Source organism: Micromonospora sp. NPDC049645 (assembly GCF_040675155.1).
Classification (GTDB): Bacteria; Actinomycetota; Actinomycetes; order Mycobacteriales; family Micromonosporaceae; genus Micromonospora.
Genome location: NZ_JBFAOI010000006.1, coordinates 330,380 through 343,472, shown reverse-complemented (window position 1 = coordinate 343,472; position 13,093 = coordinate 330,380). Strand labels below are relative to the sequence as shown.

The window sequence follows — 13,093 nt, the reverse complement described above, 5'->3', positions numbered from 1 at the left end:
ACGGTTCCAGTACCGTCTGGGGACCATGGACGCGCTCGGCGACGCCATCATCGGGCGGGATCACCCCGCGAGCCTGCTGCGCGCCGAGTTGGACCGCGCCACCACCAGCCACGGCGGTCTGGTGCTGGTCACCGGGGAGCCGGGCATCGGCAAGACCACCCTCGTCACCTCGGCGGCCCGGGAGGCGCGGCGGCGAGGCGCGTTGGTCCTCGGTGCCGCCTGCTGGGATTCCGACAGCGCCCCGGGCTACTGGCCGTGGTTGCAGGTGCTGCGCGGGCTGCGACGCTCCGCCGACGACTGGGCAGTGGCGCGGCAATCCGCGGAGCCAGCCCTCACCGCCCTGCTCGGCCAGTCCGGCACCAGCAGCGAGCAGGCCGGTCGGCTCGCCAGTTGGGTCGGTGTCGACCCTGGCCCGGACGCCGCCGACCAGGAGGCGTTCGCGCTCTACGACGCGGTGACCGCCGCGCTGGTCGCCGTCTCCCAGCACCGGCCGGTAGTGGTCGTCCTCGACGACCTGCACTGGGCCGACCCGGCCTCGCTGCGGCTGTTGAGCTTCGCCGCCCAGCACACCTGGTTCGAGCGGCTTCTGCTGATCGGCACGTACCGCGACGCCGAGGTCGAGTCGGGGGAGCACCCGCTGCGTCCACTGCTGATGCCGCTGGTCGCGAAGGCCACCACGATCACCCTCACCGGCCTCTCCCGCGACGAGGTAGCCGCGCTGATGGCCCGGACGGCCGGGCGGGAGCCCGACGCCGGCCTCGTCGACGAGGTGCACCGGCGCACCGGCGGCAACCCGTTCTTCGTCGAGCAGACGGCGCGGCTGTGGCACGCCGACGACGCGGTCGGCGCGATCGCACCCGGCGTACGGGAGGCGGTGCGCCGCCGGCTCGCCCAACTGCCTGCCGCCGTGGCCGAGGCGCTCACCGTCGCCGCCGTGCTGGGTCGCGAGTTCCACCGCCAGGTCCTGGCGGCCTGCGTGGCCGCCCCGGTGGCGCAGGTCGACCGGTTACTCGACCGGGCGGTGACCGCCCGGCTGGTGATCGCCCGGGGCGGGGGCCGGTTCGCCTTCGCTCACGATCTGGTCCGGGAGACGCTCTACGACGGGCTGAACGACGACGAGCGGCGGGCCCGGCACGCCGGGGTCGTCCGGGCGGTCGACGACCTGCGGGAGCTCACCGACCGACTGATCCCGGCCGACCTGGCCCGCCACGCGTACCTCGCCGGCCCCGCGCTCGACCGGGCCCGGGTGGTCACGCTGCTGCTCGCCGCCGGGCGGGACGCGTCCGCCCGGCTGGCCGGTGACGAGGCGGCGGTGCACTTCCGTCGAGCCCTGGAGGTCGTCGAGGACCAGGCGCAACGGGTACGCATCCTCGTCGAGTTCGCCGGGGCGCAGTACCACCACGCCGGCCGGGAAGAGGCCGCCCGACTGCTGGCCGAGGCGGCCAGGCTGGCCCGTTCCCTCGACGACCCGGTGCTGCTGGCCCGGGTCGCGCTCTCCGTGAACGGCACCCGCCAGGTGGACACCGCCCACTCGATCGAGGCGGCTGACCTGGTCCGCGAGGCGTACCGGCGGCTGATCGGCGAACCGGACGCCACCGCGACGGTCGGCGCCCTGGTGGCTGACCTGATCACCGCCACCGAGACGATCGCCCGTCGAGGAAAGGACGACGAGGCGCTCACGTTCAGCCTCTGGGCCCGCCACGACACCACCTGGGGGCTGGGCACCGCCGCGACCCGCGCCCAACTCACGGCCGAGATCCGGGACGTGGCCCGCCGGACCGGCGACCGGGAGACCGAGTTGTGGGCCACCTCGCTGCGCTGGGTGGCGCTGCTGGAGTTGGGCGACCCCCGCTTCGCCGAGGAGTTCACCACCTTCGTCACCGCCGACCGGCAGGGCGTCTTCGCCCGGCACCGGATGGCCGCGGCCATCGACAGCGGGATCATCGCGGCGTTCCGGGGCGACTTCGCCACCGCCGACGAGCGGTTCGCCGTCCTCACCGATCACACCGATCCGAGCCACGCCGAGTTCGGGTTCATGAGCCACCACCTGCAGTGGTCCCGGCTGCTGCTCCAGGGCCGGTTCGCCGAGGCCGACACGCTGCTGGACGGGCTGGCCCCGGTCGACTACCCCTACCGGGAGCTGCTGCGGGCGATCACCGCGGCCGAGCGGGGCGACGGCGAGACCGCGGTCCGGCTGACCACCGGCATCGAGGCCGCCGCCATCCGATACCCGCGCCCGGTGTCGCCGCTCTGGCTTCGGCTCGGTGCGCAGGCCGCCGCCGCGTCCGACGACCCACAGCGCCGCGAGGCCGCGCGGGCGGCGCTCATCCCGCACCGTGGAGAGTGGACGGTGGGGCTCTTCGGTTGCGACATCAGCGGCCCCGTCGACCACTGGCTGGCGCTGGTCGACGCCGCCGAGGAGCGCTGGGACGACGCGATCGCGGGCTTCACCGCCGCCCGTGACTCCGCCGACCGGTTGGGCTCCCGACCGTGGTCACTGCTCGCCCGCGCCGGCCTCGTGAACGCCCTCGCCCGCCGAGGGCACCCGGGCGACGCCGCGACGCTGACCGCGCTGCGCGCCGCCACCGTCCAGGAGGCGACCGCTCTCGGCATGACCCAGGTGCTGCACCGGCTCGGCGCTCCGACCGCCACCGACGCCGGCCCGCCGGCCCAGATCGCCGCGCCGGCCCAGGGCGCTTCGCCAGCCCAGGTCGCGGCACCGGCCCAGGTCGCGGCTTCGGCCCAGGTCGCGGCACCGGCCCAGGTCGCGGCTTCGGCCCAGGTTGGCGGGCCCGGCCAGGCCGCGCCGGTCGTGCCCGCCACCGAGGGGTACGAGTTTCGGCGCGACGGGCCGGTGTGGCAACTCGGGTACGCCGGTGTGGTGGTGCACCTGCCCGACGCCAAGGGGCTGCACGATCTGCACCTGCTGCTCAGCCGGCCGGGCAGCGACGTGTCGGCGGTCGAGTTGCTCGACCCGGCCGCCGGGCCGGAGTTGGTCGCCGCCCGCCGGATGGGGGCCGACCCGATCCTCGACGACGAGGCGAAGGCCCGCTACCGACGGCACCTGGCCCGCCTCGACGAGGAGATCGACCGGGCCGCCGCCCGCGACGACGACCGGAAGGTGACCACGCTGGACGCCGAGCGGGAAGCGTTGCTCGACGAGCTCCGTACCGCCGCGGGGCTGGCCGGCCGGAGCCGTCGACTGGGCGACGAGACCGAGCGGGCCCGCAAGACGGTGACCGCGCGGATCCGCGACACGCTGCGCAAGCTCGACGACCGACACCCCGCGCTGGCCAGTCATCTGCGTGACTCCGTCGCCACCGGCACCACCTGCCGCTACCTACCCCCGGCCCCGCTGCCCTGGCGCCTCTAGCCCCACCCCAGCCCCACCCCAGCCCTGCGCGATCTTGCACTTTCGATTGTGGTTTCAGGCGGATCTGCCACCTTTGTCGGGACAGAAAGTGCAAGATCGCGTGGGTTGGGTGGGGTGGGGTGGGGTGGGATTAGCGGCGGTTGTACCTGTACATCGTCAGGGTGCCGAAGACGAGTACGAAGCCGGCGCTCCAGAGCAGCAGCCACATCGTGGCCGACGGGTCCGACTCGCCGCTCATCGCTCCGCGGATGGCGGCGACCAGCTGCGTCACCGGGTTGACCTTCACGAACGCCTGGAGCCAGCCGGGCATGGTGCTGGGCTCGACGAAGACGTTGCTCAGGAACGTCAGCGGGAACAGCACCATCATGCTGACGCCCATCACCGACTTCTCGCTGCGCAGGATCAGCCCGAAGAACGTCCACACCCAGGAGAACGCGAACGAGAAGACCACCAGCAGCCCGATCCCGCTGGCGGCGCCGACCACCCCGCCGGCGGGCCGGAAGCCGAGCGCCAGCCCCAGGCCCAGGATCACCAGGGCGGCGAGGATGTAGCGCAGCACGTCGCCGAAGATCATGCCGACCAGGGCGGCCGGGCGCCAGACGGGCAGCGTACGGAACCGGTCGAAGATGCCCTTCTCGATGTCGGTGTTGAGGCCGATGCCCGTGTACATGGTGATCATGACGACGCTGGTCACCATGATGCCGGGCAGGAAGAACTGCAGGTATTCACGCGGGCTTCCGGCGAGGGCGCCACCGAACAGGTACGTGAACATCAGCACCATGATGATCGGGAACGCGGTCACGTCGAAGAGCTGCTCCGGCACGTGCTTGATCTTCAGCATGGCCCGCCAGCCGAAGGTGAGCGACGCGCCCAGCGCGCTGGGCCGGGGCGGTCGGGCACCGGGCGCGAGCACGGTCGCCAGCGCCTCGGCGGACGGGACGTAGACGGACGGCGCCCGTTCGGTCGTGGTGGTGGTGTCGCTCATCGGGCTGCCTCCAGCTCGTCGTCGCGCTCGTCGGCCGGCACGGCGGGGTGATCGGTCAGGGCCAGGAAGACCTCGTCCAGGCTCGGCTGGCCGAGGGAGAAGTTGTCGACCACGATGCCGGCGCGGGCCAGGTCGTCGAGCGCGCGAGCGGCCTGCGAGCTGGCATCGAGGTCGGTACCGGCCTCACCGACGCGGGCGGTCAACGCCACCGGGTCGGCGGCGAGCTGCACCGGCACGCCGAGTGCCTCGCGGAGCACCCGCTCCGCCTCGGGACGCTGCCCCGGGTCGCGTAGTCGCAGGTGGACGGTGCCGGAGCCGACCGACGACTTCAACTCACCCGGGGTGCCCTCCGCGATCACCCGGCCGTGGTCGACCACCGCGATCCGCCCGGCGAGCTGGTCGGCCTCGTCGAGATACTGGGTGGTCAGCAGGACCGTGGTGCCGTGTGACACCACCGCCCGGACGATCTCCCACACCTGGTTGCGGCTGCGCGGGTCGAGGCCGGTCGTCGGCTCGTCGAGGAAGAGTAGATCCGGGGTGTTGAGGATGCTGGCGGCGATGTCGATGCGCCGCCGCATCCCGCCGGAGTACTTCTTCACCTGGCGGTCGCTCGCCTCGGTCAGGCCGAACGCGGCGAGCAGGGCCGCCGCGCGGTCCCGAGCGGCCGGCTTGCGCAGGCCGAGCAGGCGGGCCAGGAGCACCAGGTTCTCCGTGCCGGTCAGGTCCTCGTCGACCGAGGCGTACTGGCCGGTGAGGCTGACCCGGGACCGGACCTTGTCGGCCTCGGTGACCACGTCGTGGCCGAAGACCCGGGCCGAGCCGCCGTCGGGTCGCAGCAACGTGGCGAGCACCCGGACCGCGGTGGTCTTGCCTGCGCCGTTCGGGCCGAGCAGGCCGTAGACGGTGCCGGCGGGCACCTGGAGGTCGATGCCGGCCAGCGCCCGGGTGTCCCCGAAGGAGCGGGTGAGCCCCTGGGCCTCGATGGCCAGGCCGGTGGTGCGTCTACTCATGATCCTTACCTCTCGTCGGTAAACGTGTTCTGCGGAGATGGCGTGTTCAGGAGGCGTACGGTCGGGCCGCGCGGCCGTCGCGCAGGGCCAGACCCCACCAGCGGAGCTGGTCGAGCAGGACGCCGACGTCGCGGGTCAGCTGGTCGGTGCACTGAGCGGTCGGCTCGCCGGCGAGCAGGTCGATCCCGACGACGTCGCGCACCGTCATCGTGTGCAGCGCGGTGAAGACGGTGCGCAGCTGGTCGACCGCGTGCAGACCGGTGGACCGGCAGCCGTACGACACGAAGCCGACCGGTTTGGCCTGCCACTCGTCGTACGCGTAGTCGATGGCTTGTTTCAAGGGCGCCGGGAAGCTGTGGTTGTACTCGGGGGTGACCACGACGAACGCCTCCGCTCGGCCCACCTCCCGGACGAACGCCCGGATGGACGCGGTCGGCTCGGCGGGGTAGGTGGCCGGGAAGTCGTACTCGGTCAGGTCAACGACCGTCACCGCCAGGTCGTCGTGCCGCGCCGCCTGCTCGGCGAACCAGCGCGCGAGCCGGTCGCCGGCCCGTCCCTCCCGGGTGCTGCCGACGATCACGGCGATTCGCAACGGCGTCATGGGCCCACCCCCCCTTCCATCCTGGAGGCGCGAGGTGCCGGCAGGCGTCCGCTAGATCCGATCTAGCGGGCGCGGTTTCGGGGCGGAATGTCGGTGGGATCGGCTTGACTGGGGTCGACGAACAGGGGAGCGGAATGGCACAGGTACGCATCGAGCCGTGGCACGAGGGTGACCTCGACCTGCTGCGGCAGCTCAACTCACCGGACACCCGCAAGCACACCGGCGGCCCGGAGACCGACGAGCAGGTGCTCGCCCGGCACGAACGGTACGTGCGCTTCGCCGACACCGAGCAGGGCTGCATGTTCACGCTGGTGCTGGCGGACGGGGCGCGGGCGGGCAGCGTCGGCTACTGGGCCCGCGAGTGGCACGAACAACCGGTGTACGAGCTGGGCTGGGCGGTGCTGCCCGCGTACCGGGGGCAGGGCCTGGCCACTGCGGCGGTGCGCGCGGTCGTCGACGTCGCCCGCGCCCGACGGGACCGGCGCCACGCCCACGCCTATCCGTCGGTCGATAATCCCGCCTCGAACGCGGTGTGCCGCAAGGCCGGTTTCACGCTGCTCGGCGAGACCGGTTTCGAGTACCCGCCGGGACGGATGATGCGCGTCAACGACTGGCAGCTCGACCTGACCGCCCCGCCGACCGGGAGCTGAGGTCGGCGGGGCGCGCTCGGCAGGTCGTACGCGGCGGCCGGTTGGAGCGCACTCCAGGTCAAGCGATCGTCACCAGGGCAGAACGCCGTACCCGCCGCCGGCGTCCATCTGGAAGCCCCAGAGCAGCCCGTTTGGCCCGTCGGCCGGCAGCGTCGCCAGGTGCACGCTCACCTCGGCACCCTGCTCCGCCGTGCGGAAGCCGCTGTTGCCGTTCAGGTCCGTGGCGCAGTAGCCCGGATTCGCCGCGTTCACCTTGATCGGGGTATCCCGCAGCTCCTTGGCGTACATCGCGGTGAGCATGTTCAGCGCCGCCTTCGACGACGGGTACGGCACGGAGATCAACTCGAACAGCGCGCCGTTCGGGTCGGTCATCACCGCGATCGAGCCGACCTCGCTCGACACGTTCACGATTCGGGCCGCCGGTGCCCGGCGCAGCAGCGGCAGCAGCGCGTTGGTCACCGTCACCACCCCGAAGACGTTCGTCTCGTAGAGCCGGCGCATCGTCGCCACAGTCGTCTCACTGGGCAGCCCTCGCGCGCCGTCGGCGAGGACGATGCCGGCGTTGTTGACAAGCACGTCCAGCCGGCCGTACTCCGCGTCCACCCACTTCACGGCGGCCGTCACCGATTCGGCGTCGGTGACGTCGAGCGGCACGAACACCGCGTCCGCGCCACCGTCGCGCAGCTCCCGTTCGGCTGCCCGACCCCGCTCGGCGTCCCGCGCGCCCACAAGCACTGTCAATCCGAGGGCGCCGAGCTGCCGGGCGGTGGCGAAGCCGATTCCCTTGTTGGCCCCGGTGATCAGGGCGATCATGTTCGTCATGCCGTCGAGCGTCTCTGCGCTGGCGGCGTCCGGGGAGAGACGGGGCGAGGCTGGGACCGGTGGTACCACCCTGGGCGGCCCGGCCCGGGGCATGCTGGGGACATGACGAGCAGCGGCCTGCGGCGTGACGAACTGGCGGCGTTCCTGCGTACCCGCCGCGCCCGGCTGCGCCCGGCCGAGGTCGGGCTCCCCGAGGGCGAACGCCGGCGTACCCCCGGACTGCGCCGGCAGGAGGTCGCCCAGCTCGCCGGCATGTCGATCGACTACTACATCCGGTTGGAGCAGGGCCGTGGGCCGCACCCGTCCCGACAGGTGCTCGCGTCGATGGCCCGGGCGCTGCTGCTCAGCCGGGACGAGCGGGAGTACCTGTTCCGGGTCGCCGGCGAGACCGCACCGCCGGCCGGCGGGCCGAGCCGGGTGGTGCCATCCGGGCTGCGGCACCTGATCGACGCGATGACCGAGACCCCGGCGTACCTCGTCGACGCCGCGTACCAGGTACTGGCCTGGAACCGCCTGGCCACGTACTTCGTGGGGGATCTCGCGGCCGTGCCGGACGCGAACCGCAACATGATTCGCTGGACCTTCCGGCAGCCGGCGACCAGCAGTCACTGGACCGACGCCGAAACACTCCGGTTCGTCCGCAGCACCGTGGCGGACCTGCGTGCCGCCTACGGCCGTTACCCGGCCGACCCGACGATCCGTGAGCTGGTGACCGAGCTGCTCGGCACCTCGCCCCGGTTCGCACAGCTCTGGGCCGAGCACGAAGTCGAGGCACGCCGCCCCACAGTGAAGCGCGTGCCACACCCGGGCCTGGGGCCGTTGGAGTTCGAGTGCCGTGTGCTGCTGGTGCCGGAGACCGACCAGCGGATGATCGTCTACGTCCCCGAGCCCGGCTCGCCGACCCAGGCGGCGTTCCGCCGGGTCGCCGAGCGCGTCAACTCCTGACCTCGCCGAGGAGCGCTATACCTCACAGTCATAGTTATGACTGTGAGGTATAGCGCTCACCGGGACATCAGCCGCCGGAAGGCCGGCGGCTGCGTTCAGTTGGGCAGGTAGGCGAAGGTGTCCGGGTGTGCGCCCTGCCGGCCGGCCGCACCCTTGTCCAGCGCGGTGATCCGCTCCATCGCCGCGTCGTCCAGCTCGAAGTCGAAGATCCGGATGTTCTCCTCGATCCGCTTGGGGGTGGTCGACTTCGGGAAGATGATGTCGCCGCGCTGCACATGCCAGCGGAGCACCACCTGCGCCGGGGTCCGGCCGAGTTCCTCGGCGATGTCGACCACCGTCGGGTCGTCGAGCACCTTGCCCTGCGCGATGGGCGACCACGCCTCGGTGAGGATGTTGTGCTCGCGACCGTAGGCGCGGACCTCGTCGTTGCCGAAGTACGGGTGCGCCTCGATCTGGTTGACCGCCGGCACGACGCTCGCCTCGTCGGCCAGCCGTTGCAGGTGCGACACCTGGAAGTTCGACACGCCGACCGAGCGGGCCCGACCGTCGCGCTGGAACTCCTCCAGCACCTTCCAGGTCGAGACGAAGTCACCGTCGTACAGGGTCGGCAGTGGCCAATGGATCAGGAACAGGTCGATGTAGTCCATCTTCAGCGCCGAGAGGGTCGATTCGAACGCCTTGCGGGCGTCGTCGGGGCGGTGGAAGGCGTTGCTCAGCTTGCTGGTCACGTAGACCGCGCTGCGGTCGAGACCGGAGACGCGCACCGCCTCGCCGACCTCGGCCTCGTTGCCGTACATCTCGGCGGTGTCGATGTGCCGGTAGCCCGCCTCGAGCGCGGTGGTCACCGCCGCGACGGTGTCCTTCGGCTCGATCTGGAACACCCCGAAGCCGAGCTGCGGAATGGTGGTGCCGTCGTTCAAGCTGATGTCGGGAATGGCGTTCGCCATTGCGGCTCCTTCGCGTCATCGTCGTTGCCTGTCATCCATACCCGGACGGCAGGTCGAATCACCGCACAACCTGGGGTGACGAGCGCAACGCGGAAGCGGTTCACCCGGTCGTGTCGAACAGCACCGGCCAGGGTCGTGCCGCCGGCGCGGACGCCGCGGCCGGCGCGGGCGCGGCGGGCTGGGCGTCGGCCAGCACCTCCGCGGCGAGTTGACCGAACATCGCCGCCGCCGGGTGCGCCGACCGGTCCGGCCAGGCCGCCGAGGTGCGCTTGGCCAGCGGCGCGTCGGTGATCGGCCGCCAGGCGATCCGCGGTTCCCGGCGGGCCACCGCCGCCGGTTCCACGGCCACCCCGCCGCCGGCCAGCACCAGCCCGAAGAGGAACTCCGGGTTGCGGGCGGGGCGCACCCGCGCCGGTTGCCAACCATGCTGTCGGCACACCGCCAGCAGGTGGTCGTGCCAGCCGGGAGCGGTGGCGCGGGGCGCGGCCACCAGATCCTGACCGGCCAGCGACGCGAGTGTCACCGCACGGCCGCGGGCCAGCGGCGAGGTACGCGGCAGGAGCACCCCCAGGGGTACGTCGACCGGGGCGCCGAAACGCAGCCCGTCCGCCGTCACCGGGTGGTGCACGAGCCCCACGTCCAGGGTCCGCTCGGTGAGCATCCGCACCTGCTCGGCGGTGGTCAGCTCGTGCAACTCCACGTCCAGGCCGGGGGCCCGGGTGGTGAGCCCGTCCAGCAGCGAGCGCAGCGTCACGGCGGGTGTCTCCGGTGGCACCCCGGCCCGGAGTACGCCCAACTCGCCAGCGCGGATCTGGCCCATCAGGCTGCGCAGCCGGCCCTCGCCGGCGAGCAGTTCCTCCGCCTCGCCGAGCAGCAGCTCACCGGCGGTGGTGAGGCGCACCTGGCGGCGGGACCTGTCGAACAGCTCGACCGTCAGCTCCCGCTCCAGCCGTTGGATCGACTGGCTCAGCGGCGGTTGGGCCATGCCGAGCAGCTCCGCGGCCCGCCCGAAGTGCAGCTCGTGCGCGACCACCACGAAGTGCCGCAGGTGCCGGAGCAGATCCACGGCCGGGACCCTACGCCAGCGTGAGCAGGACGCCGGTGGATACCGTGCTGGCGTGGACGTGGAGGAACGTGTCGAGGCCATCTTCGCCGCCGCTGGTGTGACGGCCAGCCTGCACGTCGTCGACCTGGACGCCGTCGACCTCGACGGCCCGGCTCGCGGGACCCGGGAGGTAGGGGTGCGGGCCGACGAGCAGGTGGTGATCGCCTCGATCTTCAAGGTCCTGCTGGTGCTGGAGTTCGCCCGTCAGGTCGAGGCCGGCCAGCTGGATCCGACCGAGCGGGTTCTGGTCACCGCCGCCGACCGGCTCGGCGGGTGGGGTTTGGCCGGTTGCTCCGACGACGCCGAGGTGTCCCTGCGCGACCTCGCCTACTTCGCCATGTCGGTCAGCGACAACACCGCCGCCGACCTGCTGCTGCGCCGGGTCGGCCCGGACCTGCTGCCGATGCTCGCCACCGAGCTGGGGCTGACCCGCACCCGCGTCCTCGGCGGCCCCCGGGACCTCGTCGAGGTGATGCTCGCCGACGTGGGTGCGCGCACCGAGGCGGAGTTCGCCAGGATCTTCCCCACTCTTCCGGCGGAGCGGGTCTGGGCCATGCGGGTCGTCGATCCGTCGCGCACCACCTCCAGCACGGCCCGGGAGATCACCCGGTTGCTCACGCTGATCTGGCGGGACGAGGCCGGACCGCCCGCAGCCTGCGCGATGGTCCGCGCCTGGATGGCCCGTCAGCTCTTCTGGACCCGGCTGGCCGCCGGCTTTCCGCCCGGCGTCCGGGTGTCCGGGAAGACCGGCACCCTGCCCGGGCTGCACCTGGAGGCCGGGGTCGCCGAATATCCCGACGGCGGCCGTTACGCGATCGCCGTCTTCGCCCGTGCCGAGCAGTTGACCCCGCGCCGTATCGACGTGGACCTGGCGATGGGGGAGGCCGCCCGGACGGCCGTCGAGGCGCTGCGTGGCAATTGATTTCACACCCGTCCGAGGGTCGGCGCACCGCCGCTGAACAGGTCCGATATGCGGCGGCGTATCGGGGCCGACGGCCTCTGATCTTGGACCGGGGTCGGGTGGCGCTGGTTGGGTCGTGTCGACCGATCACCCGACCACGGGGAGTAGATCCACATGCCCAACCTCGACCGCCGCCGCTTCCTGCGCGACGCCGCCGCCACCACCGCCCTGGTCTCCGCCGGCGGCCTCGCCGTCGGCGGCACCGCCCCGGCCCAGGCCGCACCGACGGCCGCCGCGCCCACGCCGACCGCTCGCCGCACGGGCGCGGTGAGTTTCCGCTGGTGGGGTACGGCCGGCTGGCGCATCGACATCGGGGACCGGACGGTGCTGGTCGACCCCTTCCTCAGCCGGATCGACACCGGCCTGTTCGCCGGGGCCTTCGACACCGCCACCCCGTTGACCGTGCGCACCGACGTGATCGACCCGCGCGTCGACCGGGCCACGACGGTGCTGGTCACGCACACCCACTGGGACCACTTCATGGACGTGCCGTACATCGCCGAGCGCACCGGAGCGCGGGTGTTCGGCACGCTCACCGCGTACCACCTCGGATTGGCCTACGGAGTGCCGGCGGCCCAGCTCAGCGCGGTCAAGGGTGGCGAGGTGCTCGACTTCGGCGACCACCGCATCGAGGTGGTCAGCTCGTTGCACAGCCGCAACGCGGCGTACTCGGTGGCCTTCCCCGGGGTGCGGGTGAGCCAGCCGGCGCTGCCGGCGACCATCGGCGACCTGCCGGAGGGTGACACGCTGGGCTACCTGCTGCGCGTCGACGACGGCCCGTCGGTGTACTTCACCGGGGCCAGCGACGTCGCCGAGCGGAACCTGACCGGCCTGGCACCGGACGTGGCCATGGTGGCCATGCAGAGCGCCACCACCACCGGCGACTACCTGCCCCGACTGCTGGCCGCCCTGGAGTACCCGAAGGTCGTGGTGCCGGTGCACTACGACAACTTCGAGACCCCGTTGCAGAACCCGCCGGTCGTCGCGCCGACCGACCGCACCCGGCTGAACGAGATGATCGCGGCGATTCGCCGGATCTCGCCGCGCAGCCGGGTCCTCGTGCCCGAGTACGAGACCGCGTACCACTTCTGAGCGGCACCGGTGCGGGGCCGCGGGGCCGCGACCCCGCACCGGGTCAGCCGGCGGTCAGCTCGGCCAGGGCGCGCACCGACTTCCAGTTGCGGGTCGTGGCCACCACGCCGAGCTTCTTCTCCAGGTACGCGTTGGTGAACTTCGACCGACCGTAACCGCCGTCGACGAAGTGCAGGAACACCTCCCGGCCGGTCACCGTGAACGACACGTTCTCACCACCGGGCACGGTCAGCGCGTCCACCGTGGACTTCCCGGGTGCGGTCGCGAGGAACGCCACCAGCAGTCTCGTCGGGTCGTCCTCCCGGTCGGCGTACGGATTGCCGCCGGCCACCGCCGCCAACTCCCGGCCGCTGCGCACCAACACCGGCACGGTCAACGCCAGCTCGTCGGTGAGCGCCCGCTCGATCCCGGCGGCCAGCTTCTCCGCGTCGCGCACCGTGCTGCCGAAGGCGACGTTGCCACTCTGCAGGTACGTCTTGACGTCCTCGTGGCCGAGGTCGGTGACGATTCGGCGCAGGTCCGCCATCGCCAATCGGGTGGTGCCGACGTTGACCCCGCGCAGCAGAGCGACGTACCGGGTCATGACTCCTCCTCGGGTGCGG

At 72.3% G+C, this 13,093-nt stretch carries 12 protein-coding genes; 5 read left to right on the top strand and 7 right to left on the bottom strand.

The window, feature by feature from the left end; all coding sequences use genetic code 11:
* Positions 1-25 precede the first annotated feature (25 nt).
* Positions 26-3,373, top strand: a complete 3,348-nt coding sequence (locus AB0J33_RS17095) for an AAA family ATPase (protein ID WP_363614501.1) — start codon at positions 26-28, stop codon at positions 3,371-3,373.
* A gap of 130 nt (positions 3,374-3,503) precedes the next feature.
* Here the strand turns inward: AB0J33_RS17095 and AB0J33_RS17090 are convergent, their stop codons facing one another.
* Genes AB0J33_RS17090 through AB0J33_RS17080 form a run of 3 tightly spaced genes read right to left on the bottom strand, consistent with a single transcriptional unit; the run spans position 3,504 to position 5,969 of the window.
* Positions 3,504-4,358 (bottom strand): ABC transporter permease, encoded by an 855-nt coding sequence (locus AB0J33_RS17090; RefSeq protein ID WP_363614499.1) that lies wholly within the window; start codon positions 4,356-4,358, stop codon positions 3,504-3,506.
* Entirely contained in the window at positions 4,355-5,368 is a 1,014-nt protein-coding gene (locus AB0J33_RS17085; RefSeq protein ID WP_363614497.1) for an ATP-binding cassette domain-containing protein, read from the bottom strand. Before AB0J33_RS17085 ends, AB0J33_RS17090 begins: the two co-directional genes overlap by 4 nt.
* A gap of 46 nt (positions 5,369-5,414) precedes the next feature.
* Complete coding sequence (locus AB0J33_RS17080) at positions 5,415-5,969, bottom strand: NAD(P)H-dependent oxidoreductase (RefSeq protein ID WP_363614495.1); 555 nt, start codon at positions 5,967-5,969, stop codon at positions 5,415-5,417.
* Between the two features lie 134 nt (positions 5,970-6,103).
* On the opposite strand from AB0J33_RS17080, the gene AB0J33_RS17075 reads away from it, so the two are divergent.
* Complete coding sequence (locus tag AB0J33_RS17075; RefSeq protein ID WP_363614493.1) at positions 6,104-6,619, top strand: GNAT family N-acetyltransferase; 516 nt, start codon at positions 6,104-6,106, stop codon at positions 6,617-6,619.
* Between the two features lie 69 nt (positions 6,620-6,688).
* Here the strand turns inward: AB0J33_RS17075 and AB0J33_RS17070 are convergent, their stop codons facing one another.
* Positions 6,689-7,441 carry an SDR family oxidoreductase gene (locus tag AB0J33_RS17070; RefSeq protein ID WP_363614491.1) on the bottom strand — a complete coding sequence of 251 codons (753 nt, stop codon included), beginning with the start codon at positions 7,439-7,441 and terminating at the stop codon, positions 6,689-6,691.
* A 102-nt stretch (positions 7,442-7,543) separates the two neighbouring features.
* Here AB0J33_RS17070 and AB0J33_RS17065 point away from each other — a divergent pair, with 102 nt between their 5' ends.
* Positions 7,544-8,386, top strand: coding sequence for a helix-turn-helix transcriptional regulator (locus AB0J33_RS17065; RefSeq protein ID WP_363614489.1), 843 nt, complete (start codon positions 7,544-7,546; stop codon positions 8,384-8,386).
* Positions 8,387-8,481: 95 nt separating this feature from the next.
* Here AB0J33_RS17065 and AB0J33_RS17060 read toward each other — a convergent pair whose 3' ends face one another.
* Positions 8,482-9,333: an aldo/keto reductase gene (locus tag AB0J33_RS17060; RefSeq protein WP_363614487.1), complete on the bottom strand. Its 852-nt coding sequence runs from the start codon at positions 9,331-9,333 to the stop codon at positions 8,482-8,484.
* A 100-nt stretch (positions 9,334-9,433) separates the two neighbouring features.
* Positions 9,434-10,399 (bottom strand): LysR family transcriptional regulator, encoded by a 966-nt coding sequence (locus tag AB0J33_RS17055; RefSeq protein WP_363614485.1) that lies wholly within the window; start codon positions 10,397-10,399, stop codon positions 9,434-9,436.
* Positions 10,400-10,451: 52 nt separating this feature from the next.
* On the opposite strand from AB0J33_RS17055, the gene AB0J33_RS17050 reads away from it, so the two are divergent.
* Both AB0J33_RS17050 and AB0J33_RS17045 read left to right on the top strand, forming a co-directional pair.
* Positions 10,452-11,360, top strand: coding sequence for a serine hydrolase (locus AB0J33_RS17050; RefSeq protein ID WP_363614483.1), 909 nt, complete (start codon positions 10,452-10,454; stop codon positions 11,358-11,360).
* A gap of 153 nt (positions 11,361-11,513) precedes the next feature.
* The gene (locus tag AB0J33_RS17045) at positions 11,514-12,491 is read left to right on the top strand and encodes an MBL fold metallo-hydrolase (RefSeq protein WP_363614481.1); all 978 of its coding nucleotides are present in this window, start codon (positions 11,514-11,516) and stop codon (positions 12,489-12,491) included.
* Positions 12,492-12,534: 43 nt separating this feature from the next.
* Here the strand turns inward: AB0J33_RS17045 and AB0J33_RS17040 are convergent, their stop codons facing one another.
* Entirely contained in the window at positions 12,535-13,074 is a 540-nt protein-coding gene (locus tag AB0J33_RS17040) for a DUF1697 domain-containing protein (RefSeq protein ID WP_363614479.1), read from the bottom strand.
* Positions 13,075-13,093: the final 19 nt, after the last annotated feature.